The sequence below is a fragment of the Treponema peruense genome, assembly GCF_016117655.1.
Lineage (GTDB): Bacteria > Spirochaetota > Spirochaetia > Treponematales > Treponemataceae > Treponema_D > Treponema_D peruense.
The window spans coordinates 1,874,752-1,901,399 of the sequence record NZ_CP064936.1; the positions used below are offsets into that span (position 1 = coordinate 1,874,752).

Here is a 26,648-nt window from a genome sequence, read left to right on the forward strand (position 1 = left end):
TAGAATAAATTCAAATTGATGGGAGAAGAATGTCAAAACTACTTAAAACCGCCGTAAAATGCGCATTTCTAGGATTTGCCGCGGGTCTTTTTCTAAAACTGTTTGCAGTTGATATTCTGACTGTCAGCGGAAAGTCCATGCTTCCGACTTTAAGGGACGGACAGACAATCGCAGTAAGCAAACTTGCCTACGGTCCTGTAAAACCGTTCGGTGACAGCGTTTTTTTTAACTGGAACAAACCAAAGGTCAATGACATAATAACTTACCTGCACGACGGAAATCTTGTTGTAAAACGGTGCGCTGCTGTTTCGGGCAATACACTGGAATTTTCATTGAATTCGGGCTATAATCTCATTGTGGGAAGTAAAAAATATCCTCTTTCTGAAAACCAGTACCATCTTCTCTGCCGCACGGATCGTGTTCCCGAAGGAACTGTTCTGGCTTTGGGCGACAATCCCGCACAGTCCGTAGACTCAAGGGCATACGGTTTTGTTCCTGAAAAAAATGTAATAGGCAGGGTTATCATAAAATGACAGGATTCTTCAGGAAAGGCAGGGTTATTTTCTGTCTTGTATTCTGCGCCGCCATAATGATTGTTGTTTATGCAAAATTTTTCTCACTTGCTCTCGGCAAGCAGCCGGCTCCCAGGGTCAGAGTTCCTGTTGTAGAAAGGGGTGCAATTGTTGACAGAAACGGCAAGCAGCTCGCTGTCCAGACAGACTTTTTCCACATTGGCGTTACACCAAGCAAAATACGCTCCCCGGAAACATTTTCCCTTCTTGTTGCAGGAACACTCGAAATGGATCCTGCAGAAATAGAATCAAAAATCAGAACAGCCACAAACCCGAATTTTACCTACATCAAAAAAAAGATTTCAAGAGCACAGCGTGATGAACTGCAGAAAATTCTGTCTGAATCAGAATTTGCCGATTTTGTTAAATTCGACAAAATTCCAGGTCGCATTTATCCCGAAAACAGTCTTGCCAGCCAGCTTATAGGATACATGGGAGATGCAGGACGGGGCTTAAGCGGAATAGAATACTCGCAGCAGTCGGTTCTTCAGCCTGAACCAAAACCCGGGGAAACAGGAACAATCCACGGTGACAACATTTATCTTACCATAGACGCAGATCTTCAGTACAAGCTCGAAAAAATTGCAAAAAACGCGATGGAAACAACAATGGCAGAAAACATAATGCTTATTGCCGCCAATGCCGTAAACGGTGAAATTCTTTCGTACGTGAGCCTGCCTTCTGCAAACCTTAATGCCTACTCTTTTGCAGACAAAGAAGAAACAATAGACAGACCTGCAGTTGCGGCCTATGAACCGGGAAGTGTATTCAAGATATTTTCAGTGGCGTCTTTTCTGGATGCAGGTTCAATTACACCTGACGACAGTTTTCTCTGCGATGGAATCTACCAGAGAAAGACAAACCTTGGCGAAACAATTACGATAAAATGTCTTGACCACCACGGCTGGATCAATGCAAGAACCGCGCTCAAATATTCCTGCAACGACGCACTTGCACAGATGAGTGAAAGAATGGAAACAAACACTTTTCTTTCGTATATAAGAAAATTCGGGTTCGGTGAACGTACAGGTGTAGAACTTCCTGCAGAAACACGCGGTTCTGTAAAAAATGTGAATGACCGGTACTGGTCTGCACGAAGCAAACCCACGATGTCTATAGGACAGGAAATAAGCGTAAGTGCACTGCAAATGGTTCAGGCTGCTACAGCTTTGGCAAATGGCGGTGTTCCGATTCAGCTGACTGTAATACAGAGAATAACCGATGTAGACGGCAACATAAAATACATTCACAAACCGCAGACAAAAGAACGTGTTCTGAACGCTGCATCTGCACAATATCTTTTAAGCTGCATGGAAACAACTGCAAAAAGCGGTACAGGAACACGGGCAGCACTCGGTGATATTTCAATAGGCGTAAAAACCGGAACAGCTCAGATGGCAGACACAGTACACGGTGGTTACAGCGACACGGACTTTCTTTCAAACTGTATGGCCATTTTTCCTATAGAAAAGCCCGAGATAATTCTTTATATAGTAATAGAAAAGGCAAAAGGAGAAACCTACGCCGGAAGAATTGTAGCCCCTGTAATTGCAGAGGCCGCCGACGAAATAATTGACCATCTTGGAATGACAAGAAACGGTGCGGCAAGCCTTGAACATTCAGGAAAAATCACAATAAAAGACAATGCTCCACTCGCCCTTGTTCCAGGAAGACCCATGCCAAACTTTCTGGGGCGGCCAAAATGCGACATAATTCCCCTTCTTGAAACAGCCAATATAAAAATTACCGGTGAAGGATGGGTCGTGGCACAAAACCCGCAGCCGGGAATGCCATACACGGAGAATACAGAGATTGAGCTCACTTTTGAATAAAAACCTCAAGCTTCTCAAAGAAAGATTCCCCGGTCTTTCAGAATTATGGCAGGACTGTACACCGGCACCGTTACAGATTGTAAGTGCAAAAAACGGTCAGCCGACGGTTATAGAAAACAATATTCCCCTTCACTCAAAATACAATCCGCAAAAAGAAGCCGAAGAGGCAGTAAAAGCCTTTGACGAAAACAAATATTCTGCTGCCGTATTTCTGGGATTCGGGCTGGGTTATGCACCGGTGGCCTTTGCAAAACGTTTTCCTCAAGCCGCAATCATTCTTGTAGAAAGCAATCCTTCAAGACTTTTGGCGGCCCTTAATGAAACTGACTGGGAAAACATATTCAGCCACAAAAACCTTATTCTTGCCGTTGGCGCTTCAAAGGAACAGACGCAATCTCTTTTGGATCGGTACAATGCCAAAGAAATTTTTGTATTCAAAAACAATGCGCAGATTCAGCATGACCGTGATTTTTTTTCTGCAGTAGAAGAAACTCTTGCTGAAGGAAAACAAAGAGACAGTGTAAACGAAAAAACGCTCGAGAAATTCAGCAGGCTTTGGCTCAAAAACAGCTGCATCAATGCAAAACAGATTATTCTCTGCGACACAATACAGAAATTCCGCAATAAATTCAGCGGCCTTCCATTTTTGATTCTTGCGGCAGGCCCTACACTTTCTGACACATTGCTTCTTTTAAGACAGATTTCACAAAAAACGGTAACTGTCTGTGTAGATACAGCCCTTCATTCATGCCTTCAGTACGGAATTGAACCAGACTTTATCCTGCTGTCTGACCCGCAGTATTACTGTTCGCTTCACCTTGAATTCTTGAAGTCTCCATCTTCTGTTCTTGTTACAGAAATTGCCGCCTGGCCTTCTGTGTTCAGATTCAATTGCCGCGAAAAAGTACTTTACGCCTCGCAGTTCCCGATCGGGCAATACTTTGAGTCACGGATGAGCAAAAGCGGGTCGCGGGGCTGGGGACTTGGAGCCGGGGGAAGTGTTTCTACAACTGCATGGGATTTTGCACGTTACTGCGGAGCAAATGTTATTTTTATGGCCGGCTTGGATCTGGGTTTTCCAAAGGGACAGACGCATATAAGAGGATCCCAGTTTGAACAGAAAGCCCATGAAGTTTCGTCAAGATTAAATACGGCAGAAACTGAAGGAACAGTGGCCTTGATAAACGGTGCGCTCATCAAAAAACAGGACTATTGCGGAAACGGAATATTTACCGACAAAAAAATGCTGCTTTTTGCACAATGGTTCAAAAAAAACTGTACAGAAGCGGCTCTAGGTGGGCTTGATACATATTCTCTTTCAGACAAAAGCCTCTTTATCGAAGGAATAAAAACAGAACTTCCAAAAGCCCTGCTGGATCTTCCCGACATCAGGCAAAAAAAGAATTCAATACTGTGCGAAAATTCACAGACGATCAATGCAGACAAAAGTGAATTCATGCATATTCTAAATGAATTTCTTTACGAATTAAACGAACTGTCAGATATTGCCCGCGAAGGAATAAATTTCTGCAACAGGGCACTGGCAGCACCTGAAAAAACAGACAGAATTCTCTACACTCTTTCAGATTTGGACAAAAAAATTCTGGCTTCCGGCGCAAAACAGGCTGCAGAACTCGTTTTTCCGACAAAGAGCCGGCTGGAATTTCTTACAAAAGATATAAATACCGGCGAAACATCCGGCCAGATTCAGTTTTCGAGAATACTCTATGAACAACTTTATACATCTGCAGAAGAATGCAAAAAGTTTTTAAATAAAAGCATCTTACTATAAAGTTTTTCTGGCGCTCACCGATAATATTATCGTGTTGTGATTTCCTTTACACAGGCGGTTCTTTTTAGACATCCAGACGCCTGTGTAAAGTACAACTCCAGAACCACATCCAGGTTCAGGAGAAATAAGATCTCCGTTGGAAAGGCCAAAGATTCTTAGCTTTGGTCTTTTCGTTTTTTAAATGGGCATTTGCATTTACAGGTTCAGTTTTGCATATAACATGCCGATATTATATAGAAGACACATGAGAACTTCGGGAGACGAAAATGAATACCTATGAAATTTCAGAATTAAAGCCGAACACTTATTTTAACAAACCTCTCATGCTGGACAAGTCTTTTTTACTCGTAATGCCGCCCAGTCCCCTTACGGGCGAACAGATTAGGGCTCTAAAAGAATGGAATTTCACACAGGTCTATACAGAAGGAAAAATCAGTATAGCCCAAACTGCAGAAGCAGAAGCCTTTCAAAATAAAAAGAGCGCAGTTTCAGATCCCGCAAAAAAAGCAGTTCTTGGAAAAACAGAATCAGTAGACCTTTCGGAATATCTTGACGAATCTGATGACAGACTCACTGTTCCGCCTCCTCAAAAACCTGAACCAAAACCAACTGTTACTGAAGAACCCGAAATTCCGGTAAAAAAAGAAAACGCATTTGCCCTTGCCCAGGAAAACATTAACCATAAAATTATGGCAGAAGCAGATGACAAAAAAAAGTTCGAAATTGTCCAGGCTGTCTACAAAGAATATATGGCTTATATAAATGCAATGTTTACCCGCTACGCAACACATAAAGAGCTTAACATAAAGGAAATAAGTGAAACCGTAGGCGAACTCTGCACTTTTGTACGTGAAAACACACGCTATATTCTGCGTATTTCTCCCAGTTACGAAGCGCGCAACAAAAACTTTCTGGTAACACACAGCATGCGTTCCACAGTTCTTGCAATTACAATCGGACTCCAGCTGAATATGAATGCAGACAAGCTTATTGAACTGGGTGTTGCCGGCATACTGCATGAACTCGGTCAGATAAGACTTCCACCGCAACTTTACATGAACGACAAGCCGCTTACTCCCATGGAAAAGTCACAGATGATGACCCACACAATTCTTGGATTCAACATTCTTAAAGAAGCAAATTTCCCGCTGAGCATTCAGCTTGGTGTACTTGACCACCACGAGCGTGAAACAGGAACAGGTTACCCGCGGCATCTTACAGGCGAAAATATATCCCTCTACGGAAAAATAATTGCAGTTGCCTGTTCATTCGAAGCAATAACGACGCCAAGACACTACAAGGAAGCAAAAACCACTTACGAAGCCATGATTGAACTTTTGCGCAACGAAAACCATCAATATGACGACACGGTTGTAAAAGCGCTTCTGTACAGCATGTCACTCTACCCCATCGGAGCCTATGTCTATCTTGCAAACGGAAAAGCCGCACAGGTAACAGATGTAACTCCAGGAAACCCGCGCAATCCGGTTGTTCAGATTATGGGTGAAGAAGACGCAGACGGAAACCCAATTACCGTACAGACAAATGAAACCAATCTGAAAATACTGCGTCAGATGAACGAAAAGGAATCTGCAGATTTGATTGCCGCACTGAAGACCATAAAAAAATAAAATACAGGGTGTAATTTCAGCAGGCTGTCATTTTTATCCGCTATGTTAATTAAAGAAGCAGCGTATTTTTTCGACTTCGGACTTGAATTCTTCGTCAATTACAGGGGGATGGTCGTTGAAATACAGAATCTGGTGAAGTTCTTCCTGCGTATGTACTCCCCAGACAGGAACAACGTTTTCATACTGGTGCAAAAACCCCAGAGCAAGAGGAACATTGCTTACAATACCGCCGTTAAGAGGTTGCATGGCAATACACCCTATATCATTTTCATCGCACATTTTTACAAGTGAAAGAGTATTCTCAGAAGAAATCATATTAAAAGGAAACTGAACGGTTTCATAAAGACCGCTTTTTATGGCTTCTTCGGCAAGATCAAGGTTTTCTGAAGCAATTCCAAAATGCCTTATAACTCCCCTGTCTCGCAGAGAACATAGTTCGTTGTAAATACCGTCGCGGCCGTCTTTTTGAGCAAGAACAGAAGGATTTTCAAGCTGGTAAAGGTCAATAAAATCTGTATTAAGTGCCTGCAGGCTTTCCTGAAGATCAGAGCGCAGTTCCTGTACACTCTGAGCGGCAGTTTTTGTAGCAAGGATTACATTATGCCTTATACCGTGAAGGGCCGCTCCAAGTCTCTGTTCACATTCCGGTTTGGAACGGGAAGTGTCAAAAAAATTCATTCCGCCGGAATAAGCCTGATGAACAATAGCACAGGCCTTTTCTTCTGCTTCGGCACCGCAGGAGTTTATTTCAGGACAGTCAAGGCTCATGGCACCGAATGCTGTTCTGCTTACAAGAAGATTTGATTTTCCAAGCGCAACGTATTCCATTTTTCCACCAGAAAGAGCGGGCTGTCCAAAAGAAACAAAGTGTTTCAAAACTTTTGGACAGCCGCAAGTGTTATTTTTCTTTAGCCTTTTTAGTCGCGAACCACACTCTTGTAGTTACGGATTGCATTATGAATAAAGCCTGTAAGTTCTGAAAGCTTTACACGTTCCTGCTTCATGCTGTCACGGAAACGTACGGTAACTGTTTCGTAATTGGGACTTGCTGAATCAAGTGTATCATAGTCAACAGTAACGCAGTAAGGTGTTCCGATTTCGTCCTGGCGGCGGTATCTCTTTCCTACAGTTCCGCTCTGGTCGTAGTCGGTCATGAAATCTTCTTTAAGCATATTGCGGATTTCCTGTGCCTTTTCTGCAAGTCCGTCCTTTTTCATAAGAGGAAGAACTGCTACAGTTACAGGAGCAAGACGCGGGTCAAAGTGAAGAACTGTTCTGTAGTCGTCCTTACCGTCTGTTCCAACATTTTCTTCTTCGTAAGCTTCACAGAGGAACATAAGAAGGTTGCGGTTAAGACCGGCAGAAGTCTCTATTACATAAGGAATAAAGCTCTTGTTTCCGTCTTCCTGGTCAATATAGGACATATCCTTTCCGCTGAATTTTGAATGCTGTGTAAGGTCAAAGTCAGTTCTATTGTGGATTCCTTCAATTTCTTCAAAACCAATCGGGAACTTGTACTGAACATCGTATGCGTCCTTTGCATAGTGGGCAAGCTTGTCATGGTGGTGCCACTGAAGGTGACTTTCGGCAATACCATACTTGAGGTAGAATGCCCAGCGCTCTTTTCTCCAGCGTTCGAATGTTTCTACATCAGTTCCTTCCTTGCAGAAATATTCCATTTCCATCTGCTCGAATTCGCAGGTACGGAAAATAAAGTTCTTGAAGATAATTTCGTTACGGAATGACTTACCGACCTGTGCTACACCAAACGGAATCTTCATGCGGTTTGACTGAACAATATTCTTGAAGTCAACAAAAATTCCCTGACAGGTTTCAGGACGCAGGTAAATAAGGGATGCATCGGTTGCAACAGGTCCAAGATGTGTCTTGAACATAAGGTTGAATTCACGTACATCAGTGTAATTGTGTTTTCCGCAGGTAGGACAGTGGATGCCTTTTTCGTCAATAAAAGCCTTCATTTCTTCGTGGCTCATTGTATCAACAGGCTTTGGCGGAACAATTGAATGTGCAGAACAGAAATCTTCAATAAGCTGGTCTGCGCGGAAACGAGCCTTGCATTCTGTACAGTCAATCATAGGGTCGGAAAAGTGGCCTACGTGTCCTGAAGCTTCCCATGTTTTGTGGTGCATAAAAATGGAAGCATCAAGACCAACTACATCATCATGAAGCTGTGTCATTTCCTTCCACCAGGCAGCCTGAATGTTCTTCTTTAAATTTACACCAAGCGGACCGTAATCCCATGCACCGGCCTGACCGCCGTAAATTTCACTGGACTGGTAAACAAATCCGCGGCGCTTGCAAAGGCTTATAATCTTATCAAGCGTGCATGAATGATCGACTTTCTTTTCCATAACTTTTAAACTCCTATAGGCCGGCACCGGATTGCACTGGCCAAAGCCACTTCTGGCAAGATATTTTGGAAAGTCTATCACAAAGCAGGGTTCTTGACTACTGTTTGCAGCTTACTGTTTCCACGGCATGAAAAGGGAACGCAACTTTCTGTCGCCTACAATGCGCCTGTCTTTGGCAAGAAGGTCTCCCCACGGAACATTCTTTCTTTCCTGAGGCGTAAGGTCCGGGTTAACTTCAAGCCAGTCATACTTGTAAAGGCGCAGCCTGAGTGCATTCGTATTTGTAATGATTATTCCGCTCATTCCGGGAACAAGTCCAAGTGTAACTACAGAAAGCACAATGTTAAGCACGTTTACCAGGGCTACACCAAGCGTAAAGGCGGGATTGTCAAAGAAAATTATATACGACTTTTTAAGGCGTTTTACAAAACTGTTTCCCATAAGCGATCTGACTGGAAGAAACCACTGCAGGGCAAGTATTGTAATTACAATAAACCAGAAAATAAGTGCCGCAAGCAGAAGGTAGACAAAACCCGCTGTTCCACCGGCCCTGTACATGTTAAAATAGTACGGAATGCTTACAAATGCGATTCCCGCAAGAAGAGCCGACAACAGTCCAAAAAGTACACCGTCTTTAATAGAAGGAACTACAGACTTAAAATAGTCCAAAAAGCGCGGTGTATCAAAAGACGCAACATCGGCCGCATTGCTTCCTTCTGCAAATGAAAAAATGCTTATAAGAATGCACGAAACCGCAACGGCTGCAAATGTACACACATTTCTTGCAAGTTCCCCTTCCGGAACAGAAACCGCAGCAAAGCACAAAAATGCAGAAAGTGCAAGTACAACCAGTGAAATAAGATTGCAGGCAATAACATGAAAGAGATTGTCCCAGACATCAAAAAAGTTCTTTTTAAAGAAGAATTTAAACATGTTAAAATACTAATATAATCACAGTTTACAGTCAACAAAAAAATATGCTAGACTTTACGAATGGAATATTCAGTTTCGTCAGTTTTATCGCTTATTTCCCACATACACGCGGCCAGTGCCGATTTTACCAACAAAATGCTTTCAGAAAAAGCACCTTTTGTTTCATCACACGGCTTTATACTCTTTCAGCTTGCAAACAGCGGCTCTCTCTCTATGGGAGAAATTGCCCGCCGCATAAACAGGGACAAGTCGACCACAACTGTTTTAATAAGAAAACTGTGCGACGAAGGGCTCGTAACTTCAGAATCAGGTACAAAAGACAGCCGTACAAAATACATTTCACTGACAGAAAAAGGCCGCGAATACAATTCATTTACTTCATCAATCTCCAGGGAACTGCTGTCTGTCTGCTACAAAAATTTTTCTGAAGAAGAAAAGCAGACTCTTCTTTCACTGCTGCTCAAAATGTCAGAAAACGTAGATTCAGCAAAGAAAGAACGGTTGACATTAGTTTGAGATAAAACTATATTTTTCTCTGGGGGAAATATGAAATTCGCAGTTCTTAAATACATTTTTTCAAAAAAAATTCCGGCAATACTGGTTTCTCTTGCAGTAATAAACCTTTTCGTACTGTCATCGTGTTCAGCAAAAAAAGACAAATCTGAATATTCAATTGCAGTATACATTCCCGGAATAATGGCCGACTCTGCAATCTACGCAAATCTTGCAGAAGGAGTAAAGGAAGCTGTTCAGGAATACAATGCAGTTTCAGAAAAAAAAGCTTCGGTTACCGTTTCAGAAGCTGGAACAAACCAGGCAGAATGGGGAACAAAACTTACAGCCCTTGCCGCAACAAAAAAAATTCGATGTAATAATTTCGTCAAACCCTTCCCTTCCCGAAATTGCAGAGCCGGTAAGCAGAATGTTCCCGGAACAGAAGTTCATCTTTCTGGATGCGGCTGTTTCAGGCAACAAAAATATGGCGGCAGTAAGCTACAACCAAAAGGAACAGGCATATCTTTCGGGGTACATTGCAGGCCTTTTTTCAAAGACAAAACGCGTAGGTCTCATTGCAGCCCAGGAATATCCTGTAATGAATGAAGTACTCATGCCTTGCTTTGCAAAGGGTGCTTCTGACGCCGTTCCTGAAACCGTCTGTGACTTCAGAATTGTAGGAAACTGGTACGATGCTTCAAAAGGTGCCGAAATTACAAAAGCCATGGCTTTTTCGGGAACAGACGTAATTCTTCCAATCTGCGGCGGTGCTTCAAGAGGGGTTATTTCTGCTGCAAAGGAACTGGGCATTCACCTTGTATGGTTTGACGAAAATGCATTTTCAAAAGCACCGGGAACAATCATTTCTTCATGCCTGGTTCTTCAGAAAAAAGCCGCAAAAGAAACTGCACTTGACTACCTTAACGGAAAGATTTTATGGGGACAGACGCGCACAGTAGGTTTTTCAGACGGATACATTGAATTTGTAAGGGATGACCCGCTTTATGAAAGTTCTGTAAGCCCCTCGATAAGGGAAAAAATGGACGTTCTCATAGAGTCACTTTCAGAAAGCAACTGATGGAACTTTGCATTCAGGATTTATCAAAAAAATACACGCTTAAAACTGCCCTCGACGGAATAACTATTACGTTCGGAGGGTCAAAAATCCATGCGATTCTTGGAGAAAACGGAGCGGGAAAATCAACCCTTGTTTCGATTCTTTCGGGAAGCCTTTCACCTTCAGGCGGAAAAATCTTTATTGACGGAATACAGACGCACTTTGTTTCTGCTGCAGACGCAATGTCAAAAGGAATATATATTGTACGCCAGCGTCCGGTTCTTGCAGAAAATCTTACTGTACTGCAAAATATTCTTCTGGGAACAGGAATCTTTACCGGTAAAAAAAAGACAGAAAAAATCAAAAAGCAGCTTGCAGAAATTGACCCGGGTATTGTTCCGGATGAAAAAATAAAAAATCTTGGCGGAAATAGACGCTTTTACACTTCACTTGCGGCAGCCCTTATTTACGAACCAAAATGCCTTATTCTTGATGAACCTTCTGCCTTTCTTGATAAAGAGGAAAGGGAAAAACTTTACAAACTTCTGAAAACCCTTGCGCAAAAAGGAATGTGCATAATTGTAATAACCCACAGCCGTGCCGAAGCCGCAGCCAACGCAGATACAGTAACGGTTCTTAATGAAGGAAAACTGTCGCACTTTTACGCCAGGGCTTCGGATTCTCTGGCAGACAGGAATTTTTTTACAGAAAAATCCGCGCAAATTGTTCAGCAGACAAACAGCGGAACGCAACACAAAATCTGTCTGGAAATAAGCGGCTTTTCATGCAGACCAAAAAACCGCCCTCCGGTAACAGACGCAGGGTTGCAGGCATACTACGGTGAAATATGTGCAGTTACATCGCCGGGTGACTCTTCTCTAAAAACATTTGAAGATGCTCTCTGCGGAATGGAAAAAGACGGCCTTTCAGGAACGGTTTCATTCTTTTCAGCTCAGCAGAAAAAAACTGCGATAAAAGCAGCAGACCTTACCCCCTGTTTCCTTAGAAAAAACGGAACTGCCGTTATTCCGTCCGACAAAACATACAGGGCTTCAAACCCGTCGCTTACAGTCGCAGAAATGCTTTCTGTGTACACAAAAAAAGATGCAGAAGAAAAAGCGCTTGACCTTATAAAAGACGCAGCCATAGAAATCACCCCGCAGCAGAGTGTTTCTGACCTTAGCGGTGGAATGCTCCAGAGACTCATTCTTGCACGCGAGCTTTCTACAAACCCAAGTCTTGTAATAATGTGCAACCCCATGCAGGGACTTGATGCTGCGTCACAGAAACGCCTGTGTGAAAGAATTCTTTCCCTCGTTTCAGATAAAAAAGCCGTAATTCTCATTGGAGCAGAAGATTTTCCGCTTACTTTGTGTTCCCGCGTATATACTCTTGAAAGCGGTATCCTTAAACTTTCTTTTTCAAAACAGGCAGGCTAAAAAATGTACTACCTTATGACAATGCTTACTTCAGCCGGAATTCTCATGATTGCAGGAACAGGCGCCCTTCTTTCAATAAGATGCGGTGCAATGAATCTTGGCGGCGAAGGACAAATATATGCAGGCGGTTTTGCAGGCTGCGCAGTTCTTGTCTATGTACAGGGCCCATCACCTCTGGTTTTTGCACTTGCACTGGCCGCTTCCCTTGCTTCGGGATCTCTTCTGGGACTTCTTTCTGCCCTTCTCTGGGAAAAACGCGGTGCACAGCCTCTTCTCACTTCATTTATAATTTCTGCGGCCGTTATTCCGCTTATAGACGGGTTCATAAGCGCCTCAAAAAACACGTCGGCCACAAACATGCTGGCACTTCCTTATATAAGTGAAGTTTACAGGATGCCAAAGATAAGCCTTGTTTTATGCCCGCTTTTCTGCATTGCAGCCCGGCTTTTTCTGTACAGGACATATTCTGGAAGAAAAATGTCACTCTGGGGAAAAGCCCCGGAATTTGCATCTTACTGCGGATTTGCCTCATCTCCGTACACATATTCGTCCCTGGCGGTATCAGGAGCACTTCACGCACTTGCAGGATTTACGGCAGTCTGCATGACATATTTTACATGCCACAAAGGCTTTTACCTGGGAACAGGCTGGAACGCACTCAGTGCCGCACTTTTATCTTCGGGAAACCCGCTTATGCTTATTCCGTCATCGCTTTTTCTTGCGTGGCTTTACACTTTTGCAGACAGAATTTCACTTATGAACGGCTTTGGTTTTGACATAGGCGGAATTATCCAGGGAATTGTTCTTTTTGCAATATCCGTATTCAGCGTAAGAAGCATCAGCCAAAACAGTTCCGGCAGGAGAATAAAATGAACGCATTTCTTTCCATACTGAACATCGCGGCGCCTCTTTTACCAATGACAATAGGGGGACTGGCCAGCGAATATGCAGGAAGAATGGCTCTCTTTCTTGACGGTGCCGCCAATCTGGGGGCTTTTCTCTGCTATACTTTCACTGTTTTTACGGGAAGCCCCGTAACAGGAACACTGCTGTCCGTACTGGGCGTAGCGGCTCTGGTCTTTATTTTGGAACGGCTGGCCACGCGCCTTAAAGCAAATATGTTTCTCGCCGCGCTTGCAATGAACATTCTGTTTTCTTCGCTGATGACACTTCTTTCTTCTATTATATTCGGCACAAGGGGTGTACTTTTTTCAGAAGCGTTTGGCTTTAACCCGGCTGCGGCAAGGGGCATTACTTCGGCAGTTTGTCTGTGCGTTTCGGCAGCAATTGTATTTTTTCTTGCCTTTACAATTCCGGGCCTTGAACTGAGAATTTCAGGCAGTGAAGCCGGTGTCCTTGAAGCCCGCGGAATAAGTGCAGACAAATACCGGTGTGCTTCGTGGGTTCTTGCAGGCGTTTGTGCTTCCCTCTGCGGTTCATGTCTTGCCATAAGAATTGATTCCTATGTTCCAGGAATTTCATCGGGACGCGGCTGGACTGCACTGGCTGCTGTTTTTCTGGGAAGAAAAAATGCTGTTTTTGCGGCTCTGTGCGTACTGCTCTTTGCTTTTGCAGAATATCTTTCGGCAAATATACAAAATATTCCGGCGTTTGCACAGTTTCCGTCATCAATACTGCTGGCGCTTCCGTATATTCTTGCAGTTATTCTTATTCTGGTTATTCCGGGAAAAAAGGACCGACAGTAGAAGGCAAAAAAAAAAGCCCGGAAGAATTTCCGGACCTTAAGTGCGCGGCTTTGGAATCGAACCAAAGACCCCAAGCGTGTCATGCTTGTACTCTAACCAACTGAGCTAGTCGCGCATAAAACTGATGTATATTATTTTATCAGAACACGTCTTTTTGGTCAAGATACACACCCTCTTTTACGCTGCTTTTGTCACATTTATTCCATGGTTTTCCACTATATATAAAGCCTTAAACAACTTAGTTTTGCAGCGCAATATTTCCATAAAAAACAAATGAATTATTTCAAATTACCATACTTTCCGGCACGCTTTTACGGGTGTATAATTTTGGTATGGAATACTTAATCGGCGTAGATTTGGGTACAAGCGGTACCAAGACAGTTCTTTTTGACACAAACGGAAATTCAATTGCTTCAAAAACAATAGAATACCCACTTTACCAGCCTCAAAACGGATGGGCAGAACAGGATCCCGAAGACTGGTGGAAGGCTGCGTGCGGCGGAATGTCGGCAGTAATTTCAAAATCAGGCATAAATCCATCTGACATCAAAGGAATAGGCATAAGCGGTCAGATGCACGGTCTTGTCGTGCTGGACAAGTCAGGCGCAGTTTTAAGAAAAAGCATAATCTGGTGCGACCAGAGAACAGAAAAAGAATGTGAACAGATAACATCCCTTGTAGGTGCTGAACGTCTTATTTCCATAACTGCAAATCCAGCTCTTACGGGCTTTACTGCATCAAAAATACTCTGGGTAAGAAACCACGAGCCGCACATTTACGAAAAATGCGCGCATATTCTTTTGCCCAAAGACTATGTAAGATACAGACTCACCGGTGAATTCGCAACAGAAGTAAGCGATGCAAGCGGAATGCAGCTTCTGGACGTTCCCGGAAGAAAATGGTCAGACGAGGTTCTGTCAAAGCTGCAGATAGACAAGTCTCTTCTGGGTACAGTGTACGAATCTCCTGAAATTACCGGCCGCATAACAAAAGAAGCCGCCGAACTTACAAAAGTCCCCGAAGGAACTCCTGTCGCAGGCGGTGCGGGAGACAATGCAGCGGCCGCAGTCGGTACAGGAACAGTAACTGACGGCACTGCATTTACTACAATCGGAACAAGCGGTGTTGTATTTGCACATACATCTTCACCTGTAATTGATCCAAAAGGAAGAGTCCACACTTTCTGCTGTGCCGTTCCCGGAGCATGGCACGTTATGGGCGTAACACAGGCTGCAGGTCTTTCACTAAGGTGGTTCAGGGACAATTTCTGTGCGGCAGAAAAAACCGTTGCAGAAAGTCTGGGCACAGATCCTTACGACACAATGAACAAAGAAGCGCAGACTGTTCCGCCGGGATGTGACAAACTGCTGTATCTTCCCTATCTCATGGGAGAACGCACTCCGCATCTTGACCCCAACTGCCGCGGTGTTTTCTTTGGCCTTTCTGCAATGCATACACGTGCACATATGTTAAGGGCTGTAATGGAAGGCGTTGCATTCAGCCAGAGGGATTCTGCAGATATTATCCACGGAATGGGAGTAGACACTTCCACAATGCAGGTATGCGGTGGCGGTGCCAGAAGCGATGTCTGGAGACAGATGCTTGCCGATGTAATGAAAACTCCTGTACTGAGAATTTCCAATACAGAAGGTCCGGCTCTTGGAGTTGCAATACTTGCAGGCACCGGAACCGGAATATACAAAAGCGTAAGTGAAGGCTGCTCTGCCGTAATAAAAATGCGCGACAAAACGGAACCGTGCGCAGAAAATTCCGCAGAGTATGAAAAGTATTATAAAATTTACAAAGAACTTTACCCTGCACTCAAAAGCGTATACAAAGATCTTTCGCAGCTTTAGGGGAGACAGAAAATGGTGGCTTAAGGAACTTTCTGGAGTTCGGAATATGTAAATTTCTAATACATTTACACTAAAATTCAAATGTACAAATGGTTTTTGAGGGTGTAATATAGATTATCTCTAACAATCTGGTAAACTGGCTTTTTAGAGACTCACTGTATTTTTTTGGAAAGAATCCATTTTAGGAGGAAAGATTAAATGGAAAAATTCACAAATATTCCCGATGTAAAACTCGGAATCATTGCAGTAAGCCGTGACTGCTTTGTCATCTCGCTGTCAGAAAAAAGGCGAGCTGCAGTTGCAAAAGCTTTCGCCGGTAAAGGAAGCATTTTTGAAGCAAAGACAACCGTAGAAAACGAAAAAGATATGCTCAAAGCCGTAGAAGAAGTAAAGGCTGCCGGATGCAATGCACTTGTCGTTTTTCTCGGAAACTTCGGCCCCGAAACACCAGAAACTCAGATTGCGCAAAAGTTTGACGGCCCGTGCATGTTTGTAGCGGCAGCCGAAGAATCAGACAAAGATCTTATCAACGGCCGCGGTGATGCCTACTGCGGAATGCTCAACTGCTCATACAACCTCAACCTGCGCCACATTCCGGCTGTAATTCCTGAATATCCTGTAGGAACAGCAGACGACATTGCACAGATGATAGAAGACTTCATTCCTGTTGCAAGAACAATAATAGGAATCAAAAACCTCAAAATCATCACATTCGGTTCAAGACCGCAGGACTTCTTTGCCTGCAATGCACCAATCAAGGCTCTTTATGACCTCGGTATAGAAATCCAGGAAAATTCAGAGCTTGACCTTCTTGTATCTTACAGAAACCACAAAGGGGACAGTCGCATTCCGTCAGTAATCGAAGACATGACAAAAGAACTTGGGGACGGAAACCAGTTCCCGGATCTTCTTGAAAGAATGGCTCAGTTCGAAGTAACCCTTCTTGACTGGGCTGAACAGAACAAGGGCAGCAGAAAGTATGTTGCCTTTGCTGACAAATGCTGGCCTGCATTCCCCAAAGAATTCGGATTTGAGCCCTGCTACGTAAACAGCCGCCTTGCTTCACGCGGAATTCCAGTAGCTTGCGAAGTAGACATTTACGGTGCCCTTTCAGAATACATCGGAACCTGCGTAAGCGGAGCCCCGGTAACACTGCTTGACATAAACAATTCAGTACCGCGTGACATGTACGAAAATTCCATAAAGGGAAAATCTGCATATCCGTACACACTTCAGGATACATTCATGGCATTCCACTGCGGAAACACACCGCTGTGCATGCTCAACAAGGCAAGCAATCCTGCAGTAAAGTACCAGCTTATCCAGAACCGTCTTCTCGAAAACGGCGGAACACCTGACTTTACACGCGGAACCCTTGAAGGAGACCTTCAGCCCGGAAAGATTACATTCTTCAGGCTCCAGTCTTCGGCAGACACGAAGCTCAAGGCATACATTGCCCAGGGTGAAATACTCAATGTTCCGTCAAAGTCTTTCGGCGGAATAGGAGTCTTTGCAATTCCAGAGATGGGAAGATTCTACAGGCACGTTCTTATCGGAAAACAGTATCCGCACCACGGAGCTGTAGCTTTCGGTAACTGCGGAAAAGCTCTGTACACAATTTTCCAGTATCTTAATATCGGTGACATTGCCTACAACCAGCCCAGGGAAGTACGCTACCCTGACGAAAATCCGTTCTGCTAAAAAACCACGGACTTATATAAAACCGGAATGCAGTATGTTTGTTTAATCAACCGTGGCACTCCGGTTTTTTTTGTAGCCAAAGTTCTGAATTAAGTTTATAATATAGGAATAGTATCTGCGTACAGCACGCGGAACCTATTCCAATATTATATTCAGGTTGTATTATGTCCATGGTAAAAAAAATAAAGCAGAAAATTCCGTTAATTGTACTGATTGCAGCATTGGGTGTAGCCGCCGTAATAATTGTCACCATGGAAAAAAACGGTAACAAAGACAAACAGGCCCGTCTTGTATATACAACGGAATCTGTAATGACAAAAATAAACGCAAACATAAACAACTATTTAAGAATACTTGACATATGGGAAACCCTGATTCTTCAGGATGACGGAAAAATAAGTGATTTTGAAAAGGCTTCCACTGTCCTTGCAGACAAATTAAAAGGCATACATTCCATTGCAATAGCTCCAGGCGATGTACCAAAATATTTTTTTCCTAAAGACCAGAACGACATAGTTTTGCAGAACCTGGACACAGACAAATCATTCCAAGAAGCTTTTAATACCAGACCCAACAAAACAAATCCTTCGCTGAACGGCCCTTTTACGGGAAAAGACAACAAGAAATATTTTCTTATGCGCAATCCTCTCAATGATCCGGCAAAAACAGGCAGGTACTGGGGTTATGCAGGAATAATCATCAGTTCAGACGCAATTTTTGACGGAATAAACCTTGAAGGAATGGAAAAACACGGTTATAAATTCGATTTGAGTGTAATAGATTCCACGTCAATAAATATAGTGCCTTTTATCAAGTCAAAGTCCCAGAAATTCTGCGATCCGCAGGAATTTACAATCCCTATTCTGAACCAGTACTGGGTATTAAAAATAGACCAGTTTATGACACATCAAAGAGCATATCTTGCAGTAAAAATCATTATCGCTATTCTCCTGAGCGTTTTCGCATCTCTTTTGTCTTCAATGCTTATGAACATCAGGGAAAGAAACAAGGAACTTGAAAAACTTACCTACATTGATGAACTTACAGGCCTTTCAAACAGCAGAAAATACCAGCAGACTTTGGATTGCCTGCAAAAAGAAGGTTCCCCCTACGGAATAATCTATCTTGACCTGAACAACTTCAAAACAGTAAACGACACTTACGGACACAAAATAGGAAACGAGCTTCTTAAAATAATTGCCAATTTATTGAAAAACTGCGTGCGCGACAAAGACAAACCTTACAGAATTGGCGGTGATGAATTTGCACTCATAATTAACGGTGCGCAGTCAGAAGAAACCTACAAAGCCATTATAAAAAGAATTGAAAATTCAATTGAACGTACAATTATTATAGGTTCACTCAAAATTACCCCCGGAATCAGTGCCGGTTATGCAAGAATTTTCGAAGACGGTGGAACCAGTGCAGAGATTGAACGCATTGCAGAAAAATCAATGTATGCAGAAAAAAAGCGCAAAAAAGCAGAAAGAAAATTTAATTAGGCTTGACTTTCGTCAATCCTAATTAAATTTTTAGAAATATATTGTCTCTCGGCAATTCATTTCTAAACTGCAAAAAAAGGTTGCCGGCAGGCAACCTTTTTTTAACCTATTTAAGGGCAGCACTGATTCTTTCGAGAACCTTTTTGCGGTCAAGAGGTTTTACAATATAGTTTTTTGCACCGCTAAGAAGGGACTTCTTTACAAGCTCTTCCTTACCAAGTGCACTTACCATAACTACACGGGCATTCTTGTCAAAAGCCATAATCTGTTCCAATGCAGTAATTCCGTCCATTCTTGGCATAGTAATGTCCATTGTAACAAGATCAACGTTGGGACAGAGTTCCTTGTATTTATCAACGCCTTCCTTACCGTCCTGAGCCGTAGCTACAATTTCGTATCCGTCGCTGGTAAGAATCTGTGTAAGCTGTTTTGCAACAAACATTGAATCATCAACTATCATGACTCTGAATTTGGAGCCGTCAACTTTAATACCTTCAGGCGGACGCTCATTTATTGCCGGAAAATCCTGTTTTGTCTTCATATATAAGCTCCTTATTTATGCACGCTCGCGGATTGCGACGTTTACTTCGATTTTTCCATATTCGGTAATCAGAGGAACAATAAGAGCTTCTACATTCTCATTGGTTCCGCCCAATGCCGCTATTTCCATTTTTTCTCCTGCAAACAGTGCAGGCGGAGTAAGATCAAACTTAAATCCAAGTTCATGAAGCTTTGTTACAGCCTGTGCCGTAATAAGATTGGCAAGTTCACTGATTGTAGCCTTTGCCAGATCATCAAAAACCTGAAGCTTTTCATCATTCATTTTAGAGGCAATATTAAGAGCCGTCTCAAATGTCATGTCAAAAAGAACACGGCCTTCTACATCTCCTGCAAGACCTACAAGAGCTGCAACACCCATTACAGGCATTGCCGTTGACTTCAGGTATAAATCACCGCGTTTAACCTCTGCACCGCCTAAAACTTCCTTCAAAACCCTGTAGGAAGTTTCAACAAACGGATTGATGTATTCTACTCTCATTCAAAATCCCCCTGTTTTTATTATACTTATTTTGAATAGAACGCCACATTTCCCGAAGTTTTTCTTGTAAATCCCGGAACAGAAAGAACTTCGTTGTCACCTGAAACAATAATTCCGTTGCCTTTCATTTTTTCCGCAAATTCAGAAAGAAGAACTTCCTGGGACTTTTCGGGAATAAATGATATCATATCCCTTACAAAAATAATATCAATAGGCGGAAGACTATTTGTGTTCACGCAGTCATGATATTCAAACATAACAGAATCCTTGATTTCCTTTGAGAAAGTATAATCACCGGAAGCCGTCTTTGTTGTATAGGGCTGGTACCAGTCCCTGCTTGCCTCATCTGTCAAATTCATTAACGGCGCATTTGAAACACTCAGAAGGTCAACATCATGCGCATAAATTTTTATTGAAGCATTCGGATAGCGCTTTTTTAAGATACAGGCCAGTGAATAGGACTCAAAACCTTTTCCACAGCCAGGATTCCAGACAACAATATTCCTTGCAGAATTGTCGGGAAGAATTTTATAAACAGACTGGGCATATTCTTCGGTCCACCATGTTCCGTTACATCTTGAATAGAAAGGTGCCAGGAAAGAATCTGCATCGGCCTCATTAAGAAGCTGAATATTTTCACCGCGCGCTTCACTCCATTCCTTAAAGCGGTTTTTAAACCAGTCTTCTGTTATGGAATTTACAGAAAATTTTCTGAGATTTTTAAGCGACTCCGAAACAAAGTGCATGTTTTCGGCAGCAATATCTTCTTTGCTTTTGGATTCAGATGCAACAACAGCGGCAACTTTTTCTTCTGCTGTCTTTTCCTCTAAACGAGCCGGAATTTCTTCTTCTTTTTCTTCGGCAGAAATATTTCTCTTTGCAGAAGCGGCCATTTCACGAGCTTCTTCAATGGAATGAACGCCAAATATTCTGTCTATGTCAAGAAGAATGTAAAGGCGTTTTTCTGCTTCCACGACACCGTAAATGTACTTGATGTTAATGTCACCAAACAGAGGGTGCGGCGGCTGGATTGAACTCTTCTGAATACCGACAACCTTGTCAATGTCATCAACTACAACACCGAAAGTCTGCTCACCGACAGTAACAATCAGCATGTTTTCGAGCGCTTCATCGTCGCTTTCGCTGACATCAATATTAAAAAAGAGCCTCAAATCAATTATTGGAATAATATCGCCGCGAAGATTGTAAACTCCCCTTACAAAAGGAAGCGTATTCGGAACATACGTAAAGTGGCCGGCCTTTGCAATTTCCTTGACCTTCATGATATCAATGGCATAATCTTTTCCTGAAAGTGAAAAAGTAACCATCTTGAAGTCAACAAGGGTTACCTTCTTTTTTTCGTCAGAAAGCCTTGAATCCGAACTGTCATCAAAAGCTTCTGTTGTTTTTGCCAGTATGCTTAATTTATCCTGAATAGTTGCCATTTATTAACTCCTTCCCGCGCTTTTAATGGCTTCTGCCTCACGAAGCTGCTGGGCATCGAGTTCCTGTTTTACACCAAGCTCAAGAAGCTGGCTTACATCTATAATCAAAGAAACAGATCCGTCTCCCAATACCGTTGCGCCGGCAATTCCCGGTGAAGAAGTAAACTGATCGTGCAGAGGCTTTATAACAACATCTTCTTCACCAATCAGAGCATCTACCATAACGCCGATCTTCTTTTCCTGGGAACCGACAATAACGATAAAGCAGTATTCACTTTCATCACTGCGGCGGATATTGAACAGTCTGTTCAGCCTGAGAATAGAAATAACTTCGTTTCTTACGTTCAAAACTTCATAATTGTCTATTGTACTGATAGTTTCGCGCTTTACACGCTGGCTTTCAATAACATTTGCAATAGGTATTGAGTAAATTTCTTTTCCGACACGAACCAGAAGACCCTGAATAATTGCAAGAGTAAGAGGAAGTCTTATAGAGAACTTTGAACCCTTGTCTTTTTCGCTGGTAACGCTTATGGTTCCCTTGAGTTTTTCTATCATAGTCTTGACAACATCAAGACCTACTCCGCGACCCGAAACGCTGCTTATTTTATCGCTTGTAGAAAATCCCGGAAGGAAAATAAGGTTGTATGCTTCCTGATTTGACAGAACCTTGTTGGGGCTTATAAGTCCCTTCTTTATTGCCTTTTCGCGTACTTTTTCTACATTGATACCCTCACCGTCATCGATTATGTCAATGACAATCATGTTTCCTTCATTGGAAGCCTTGAGAGTAAGTGTACCTGTCTCTTTTTTACCCAGTTCCAGACGACGCTCCGGGGGTTCAATACCGTGGTCAACAGAGTTTCTGACACAGTGCATGATAGGATCAAGAAGATCATCAACTACAGTCTTGTCAAGTTCTGTATCTTCACCTTCTATAACAAGGTCTACTTTACGGCCCAAATCCTTGCTCAAATCGCGTACAACCCTTGGAAAGCGGTTAAAAATAGTTCCAATCGGAACCATTCTTATTTTCATAACGCCTTCCTGAAGTTCACTGGTAATGCGTCCCAAATTCTGGGTAGTTGACCTGTATTTGCTTGAAGAAGCCTTGAAGTCATTTTCAAATACATCAAAAAGACCTATCATTCCGCCTACTTCTTCTACAAACTTCTGCCTTGCATCTTTTAAGGACATTCCTGCCTGAATGGATTCTACAAGTTTGGGGAATGAATCAATAAGATGATGCTGTTTTTCCTTGTATGCAGAATTCAAATTCTGAAGTCTTATCTGAAGGTCGGCCATATGAAGACCGTTCTGGTTGAATGCGGCTTTTGTAATTACAGTTTCGCTTACAAGATTCATAAGGTTATCTACACGCTTTGAATCTACGCGAAGAATTGAACCTGTCTGAGCCACGGCATGGGACGGCTGCTGTATGGATTTCTTTGCCTGCTGAAGGTTTTCTGTAGTAGCCGGAACCGATTCCTGCTTTTGTACGGTCTGCGGAGCCGCTTCTTTTTCAGCAGGAGCAGCGGTCTGTACGGGTTCCTCTTTGGGCTCTTCCTTTACTAGAGCAGGCTGTTCCTTAACAGGAGCTGCAGCAGAAGATTCGACCAGATGTGCATCAGTTGCTGTCGTAACATCGTCAAGGAAAGCAACATCTTCAAGGACAGACTGTTCTGCAGAAGATGCTATATAGTAAACTACCTGCGGATGGAATTCATCCTCGTAGAGTGCTTCAAAGTCAGGAACTGTTTTAAGTACGGTTCCGCAGTTTTTAAGAGCCGCAAATACCTGAATTCCGCCGACGCTGTTCATCGGGTTTGATTCATCGAATGTAACGTTTACTGTCCAAAGCTTCTGTCCGTCCTGTACTGCATCGTTAAGTTCCGAAAGTTCTTCTGCAGAAATAGGCGGAACAGGAGGCATTCCTGTATCTGCACCGGCAGCAGCAGGAACCATCTGGGGTTCACTCTTTGCAACAGAAGCCGAACCAAGCATTCCGGCGGGGAGTTTTACAGGGGCAGACTTCTTTTTTTCTCCCTTTTCAGGAATAAATGACATTATCTTTTTTACAATGGGATCTGTGTCTGCATCATAAACTGTCCCCGAACTTCTTGCTTCAAGCATAGCCTTTATTGTGTCTATTGCCGAAAGCAGAACATCAACTATTGGTTCGGATACAGAAACAGAACCGCTTCTGAGAGCGTCAAGAAGATCTTCTACTTCATGACAGAAAGTTGCAAGTTCTGTCATTTCTACAGTAGCGGAACCTCCCTTTAAAGTATGGGCAGCTCTGAAAATCTCATCTATTGCGTCATGATTTGACGGATCATTTTCTATAACAAGAATATTGCTTTCAAGAGTTTCTACCTGCTGTTCAGCTTCGGAAAAGAAATCTTTAAGAAGTTCCTCATTATTTGCATCAAGATAATCACTCATACCTATATTTTAATCGGATATCTATATAAGTCAAGCAATCAGGTTGCTTTTTTGAAAGGTTTTCAAATGTTTTTCGGCTGCTAAAGATATATAACTCCAATGCCGATAATAAAAAAAAGACCCGTACTGATTTTTATGCTGAACTAAACCGGTACTTTCAGGGAGGACACAGTGAAAAAATTTTTAGGAGCATCAGCGGCCCTTCTTGTCGCTTCTTCTGCGGCTTTCGGCCTTCAAATGCCGTACTTCAGCGGATACGCCGGATTTTTGTCTGACATTTACAATACAAAAAACTCAGATGCCATGGCTCCGAAAGTTTCTGCGGAAACATTTTTTTCAGGACAGCTTGACTTTGGCGGAAACCTGCTTTTGCGCGGGGAATTCTATATGCAGGCCAAGGATTTGTTCGGACAGAATATTTTTAAAGACCCTGATGAACCGAATTCTTTCTTCAGACTGGAAGAAATATCTGCTACATACAAAATAGGAACACTCAATTCAACCCATTATTTGAGCGCCTTTCTTGGAAACTTTGAGCCGGCGGGTTCTGACATTTTTATTCAGCGCCAGTTTGGGGTTGCACCTATTACATCAATGCTTACAGAAAGCTGGCACGGTCTGAGCGGTGCTTCTGTCTATCCTTTCTACGGTGGCGGTCTTGCATACGTTCTTCACCCGCAGAAACCTTTTGCACTTGAATTTTCACTTTACAACAACGAGCAGATAAAAAATGCAGGAACATCACAGGAAATCAACAGAAATGCAATAAATACAGACTTCAGGATTGCAACTGTTCTGCCAAAACTGACACTTGACTTTTCGGCAGGCCTTGCATTCCCCATTGACAAAACTGATGATGCAGGAAACAAAGTTATTCTTATTATCAGGGAAGTCCAGTTCCATACGGGAATAAACATGCTCATCGGAGACAGACATATGTCTTCTTTCTTTATGCAGGCAGGATTCAACAAACTGACGCTTAACCCTTCTGCCACTGACGAAAACACAAACAAACTGTCCTTTTCTGACCTGTATTTTCTTCTGGAACCGCGCCTTATGCTCAGAAACTGTACTATAAACATAACAGCATTCAATATTCCGACAGAAAGTGCAGACGATATGCTTTATCTTAAGGGAATCGTAACAAAGGATGAGACAATAAACAACCTTCTGGGAATGAATCTCTGTGTAGTTTCTGACAATCTTTATCTTGGAAACACGAATTTTACATTCGGTATACACGGAACATTCTTCTTTACAGACTCAGACCTTGAAGATGCAATAAATGACTTTCAAAGTGTTATAGGCTGGAACAAAGAATTTCTTGTTACTCCTTTCATAAAATTCCCTGTTTTCGGCGGAACTTTGAACGGAGCGGTGTCGGTAAGTTGCCTTGAACTGGCTTCTGACTGGAAGTCCGCAATCCAGGCAACTGTCGGTTTTAGAAGCCAGTTGTAAGATAAATGGGGTTGTTTGCGACAACACCTTTTATCTTTACGAGTTTCAGCAAGCAAAAACCCGTAAAGACTAATTAAGGCATCACTTTATATTTGCTAAAACCAGCAGAAAAACTACATATTGAAGGACTTGAGTCTTTCGCAGGCTTCCTGGATATTTTCGCGATGACCGAAGGAACTGAATCTTATGAAACTTTCACCGCTCGGTCCGAATCCTGCGCCCGGTGTAACTACAACATTGCACTGACGGAGTATTTCATCAAAAACATCCCAGCTTTTCTTTCCTGTAAATTTTGCCCAGACATAGGGTGCGTTTCCGCCTGAATAAACTTCTACACCCATTTTTTTGAAATTGTCACTTTCAAGGGCGCTTCTGATAAGGGCAGCATTTTCGAGATAATATCTGATTGTCGCATTCATCTCGGCAAGACCGGTTTCATCCAAAGCTGCGTATCCTCCTGCCTGGGCAATATTGCTTGCTCCGTTGAATGCAGTATTTGTAATTCTGGCCCAGGCATCACATACACGTGAACCGTCTTCAAACTTGAGATTTTCGGGAACAACGCACCATCCAAGACGTACACCGGTGAATCCGGCTGGTTTTGAGAAAGACTGCATTTCTATTGCACAGTCCTTTGCCCCTTCTATCTCGTAAATTGACTTCGGAAGATTTTTATCCTGAATAAAGAAAGAATATGCTGCATCAAAAAGAATTATACAGCCGTTAGCCTTTGCAAATTCAACCAGTTTTGAAAGGTTTTCGCGTGAAGCAACTGCACCGGTCGGATTGTTTGGTGAACAGATGTAAATAAGGCTGTCTTTCTGAACTACTGACAGGTCAGGAAAGAAATCATTTTCTGGAAGACAGGGCATGTATGTAATATCATCAAAACCATGGTCAGTCACGGGATGCTTTCCGCCGGCACCAGCCATTACAGAACCGTCTACATAAACAGGATAAGAAGGATCCTGAACTGCAACCTTCACTCCCCTTCCGAACATTGCCTGAAGCCTACCAAGGTCACACTTTGCACCGTCTGAAACAAAAACTTCTGAGGGAAGAATTTTACCCGAGTAGATTGCGCTTGAAATTCTTTCACGAAGTTTGGGCATTCCGGCACTGTCATCCTGATAACCTTCGTAGCCTTCTTTTGTTCCCATCGCTTCAACAAAGTTTTTCATTGCTTCAACGATATGGGGTGTAAGCGGCTCGGTTGTATTTCCTATTCCAAGGCTGATTATTTTTGCATCTGGGTTTGCAGCCTGAAACTCACGGCGGCGCTTTGCAATTTCGGGAAAAAGATATCCTTTGGCAAGATTTGTGTAGTTTTCGTTCTTCTTTATCATAAAAGTCCTCTTGAGCGATTTTCAGAA

Annotated in this window: 21 protein-coding genes and 1 tRNA gene; 13 read left to right on the top strand and 9 right to left on the bottom strand. The window is 42.8% G+C overall.

Features of this window, described 5'->3' with window-relative positions; genetic code table 11:
- Nucleotides 1-29: 29 nt before the first annotated feature.
- The 4 genes from lepB (at nt 30) to IWA51_RS08650 (ending at nt 5,827) form a co-directional block, all read left to right on the top strand.
- A complete protein-coding gene (gene lepB / locus IWA51_RS08635; protein WP_177527525.1) occupies nt 30-533 on the top strand; it encodes a signal peptidase I in 504 nt (167 codons plus the stop codon).
- Nucleotides 530-2,404 (top strand): penicillin-binding protein, encoded by a 1,875-nt coding sequence (locus IWA51_RS08640; protein WP_198442121.1) that lies wholly within the window; start codon nt 530-532, stop codon nt 2,402-2,404. The genes lepB and IWA51_RS08640 overlap by 4 nt, the downstream gene beginning before the upstream one ends.
- Nucleotides 2,385-4,196 carry a motility associated factor glycosyltransferase family protein gene (locus IWA51_RS08645; protein ID WP_198442122.1) on the top strand — a complete coding sequence of 604 codons (1,812 nt, stop codon included), beginning with the start codon at nt 2,385-2,387 and terminating at the stop codon, nt 4,194-4,196. Before IWA51_RS08640 ends, IWA51_RS08645 begins: the two co-directional genes overlap by 20 nt.
- Before the next feature lie 266 nt (nt 4,197-4,462).
- Nucleotides 4,463-5,827, top strand: a complete 1,365-nt coding sequence (locus IWA51_RS08650; RefSeq protein WP_177527528.1) for an HD-GYP domain-containing protein — start codon at nt 4,463-4,465, stop codon at nt 5,825-5,827.
- Between the two features lie 45 nt (nt 5,828-5,872).
- Here the strand turns inward: IWA51_RS08650 and IWA51_RS08655 are convergent, their stop codons facing one another.
- The 3 genes from IWA51_RS08655 to IWA51_RS08665 form a co-directional block, all read right to left on the bottom strand.
- A complete protein-coding gene (locus IWA51_RS08655) occupies nt 5,873-6,655 on the bottom strand; it encodes an aldo/keto reductase (RefSeq protein WP_177527529.1) in 783 nt (260 codons plus the stop codon).
- Between the two features lie 89 nt (nt 6,656-6,744).
- Nucleotides 6,745-8,199 (bottom strand): glycine--tRNA ligase, encoded by a 1,455-nt coding sequence (locus IWA51_RS08660; RefSeq protein WP_177527530.1) that lies wholly within the window; start codon nt 8,197-8,199, stop codon nt 6,745-6,747.
- 111 nt (nt 8,200-8,310) lie between these two features.
- Complete coding sequence (locus tag IWA51_RS08665) at nt 8,311-9,132, bottom strand: hypothetical protein (protein WP_198442123.1); 822 nt, start codon at nt 9,130-9,132, stop codon at nt 8,311-8,313.
- Nucleotides 9,133-9,192: 60 nt separating this feature from the next.
- On the opposite strand from IWA51_RS08665, the gene IWA51_RS08670 reads away from it, so the two are divergent.
- The 5 genes from IWA51_RS08670 (at nt 9,193) to IWA51_RS08690 (ending at nt 13,829) form a co-directional block, all read left to right on the top strand.
- Nucleotides 9,193-9,648, top strand: a complete 456-nt coding sequence (locus IWA51_RS08670) for a MarR family winged helix-turn-helix transcriptional regulator (RefSeq protein WP_198442124.1) — start codon at nt 9,193-9,195, stop codon at nt 9,646-9,648.
- A gap of 244 nt (nt 9,649-9,892) precedes the next feature.
- Nucleotides 9,893-10,705, top strand: coding sequence for a BMP family ABC transporter substrate-binding protein (locus tag IWA51_RS08675; RefSeq protein ID WP_198442125.1), 813 nt, complete (start codon nt 9,893-9,895; stop codon nt 10,703-10,705).
- Nucleotides 10,705-12,123, top strand: a complete 1,419-nt coding sequence (locus tag IWA51_RS08680) for an ATP-binding cassette domain-containing protein (protein ID WP_198442126.1) — start codon at nt 10,705-10,707, stop codon at nt 12,121-12,123. The genes IWA51_RS08675 and IWA51_RS08680 overlap by 1 nt, the downstream gene beginning before the upstream one ends.
- A gap of 3 nt (nt 12,124-12,126) precedes the next feature.
- Complete coding sequence (locus IWA51_RS08685; protein WP_177527535.1) at nt 12,127-12,996, top strand: ABC transporter permease; 870 nt, start codon at nt 12,127-12,129, stop codon at nt 12,994-12,996.
- Nucleotides 12,993-13,829 (top strand): ABC transporter permease, encoded by an 837-nt coding sequence (locus tag IWA51_RS08690; RefSeq protein WP_198442127.1) that lies wholly within the window; start codon nt 12,993-12,995, stop codon nt 13,827-13,829. Before IWA51_RS08685 ends, IWA51_RS08690 begins: the two co-directional genes overlap by 4 nt.
- 41 nt (nt 13,830-13,870) lie before the next feature.
- Here the strand turns inward: IWA51_RS08690 and IWA51_RS08695 are convergent.
- A tRNA-Val gene (locus IWA51_RS08695) sits at nt 13,871-13,944 on the bottom strand.
- Nucleotides 13,945-14,161: 217 nt separating this feature from the next.
- On the opposite strand from IWA51_RS08695, the gene xylB reads away from it, so the two are divergent.
- The 3 genes from xylB to IWA51_RS08710 all read left to right on the top strand — a co-directional run bounded on the left by xylB (nt 14,162) and on the right by IWA51_RS08710 (nt 18,888).
- Nucleotides 14,162-15,685 (top strand): xylulokinase, encoded by a 1,524-nt coding sequence (xylB, locus tag IWA51_RS08700; protein WP_198442128.1) that lies wholly within the window; start codon nt 14,162-14,164, stop codon nt 15,683-15,685.
- A gap of 198 nt (nt 15,686-15,883) precedes the next feature.
- Nucleotides 15,884-17,386: an L-fucose/L-arabinose isomerase family protein gene (locus IWA51_RS08705; RefSeq protein ID WP_198442129.1), complete on the top strand. Its 1,503-nt coding sequence runs from the start codon at nt 15,884-15,886 to the stop codon at nt 17,384-17,386.
- Between the two features lie 170 nt (nt 17,387-17,556).
- On the top strand, nt 17,557-18,888 hold the full coding sequence (locus IWA51_RS08710; RefSeq protein ID WP_198442130.1) for a sensor domain-containing diguanylate cyclase: 1,332 nt from the start codon (nt 17,557-17,559) through the stop codon (nt 18,886-18,888).
- A gap of 106 nt (nt 18,889-18,994) precedes the next feature.
- Here IWA51_RS08710 and IWA51_RS08715 read toward each other — a convergent pair whose 3' ends face one another.
- Genes IWA51_RS08715 through IWA51_RS08730 form a run of 4 tightly spaced genes read right to left on the bottom strand, consistent with a single transcriptional unit; the run spans nt 18,995 to nt 23,817 of the window.
- On the bottom strand, nt 18,995-19,429 hold the full coding sequence (locus tag IWA51_RS08715; protein ID WP_177527540.1) for a response regulator: 435 nt from the start codon (nt 19,427-19,429) through the stop codon (nt 18,995-18,997).
- A gap of 15 nt (nt 19,430-19,444) precedes the next feature.
- Complete coding sequence (locus tag IWA51_RS08720; RefSeq protein WP_177527541.1) at nt 19,445-19,927, bottom strand: chemotaxis protein CheX; 483 nt, start codon at nt 19,925-19,927, stop codon at nt 19,445-19,447.
- 26 nt (nt 19,928-19,953) lie between these two features.
- Nucleotides 19,954-21,372, bottom strand: coding sequence for a CheR family methyltransferase (locus IWA51_RS08725; protein ID WP_198442131.1), 1,419 nt, complete (start codon nt 21,370-21,372; stop codon nt 19,954-19,956).
- Between the two features lie 3 nt (nt 21,373-21,375).
- Nucleotides 21,376-23,817, bottom strand: coding sequence for a chemotaxis protein CheA (locus IWA51_RS08730; protein ID WP_198442132.1), 2,442 nt, complete (start codon nt 23,815-23,817; stop codon nt 21,376-21,378).
- A 171-nt stretch (nt 23,818-23,988) separates the two neighbouring features.
- Between IWA51_RS08730 and IWA51_RS08735 the strand changes: the two genes are divergently transcribed.
- Complete coding sequence (locus IWA51_RS08735; protein ID WP_177527544.1) at nt 23,989-25,275, top strand: hypothetical protein; 1,287 nt, start codon at nt 23,989-23,991, stop codon at nt 25,273-25,275.
- 113 nt (nt 25,276-25,388) lie between these two features.
- Here IWA51_RS08735 and IWA51_RS08740 read toward each other — a convergent pair whose 3' ends face one another.
- Nucleotides 25,389-26,621 (bottom strand): LL-diaminopimelate aminotransferase, encoded by a 1,233-nt coding sequence (locus IWA51_RS08740; RefSeq protein ID WP_177527545.1) that lies wholly within the window; start codon nt 26,619-26,621, stop codon nt 25,389-25,391.
- Between the last annotated feature and the right edge of the window lie 27 nt (nt 26,622-26,648).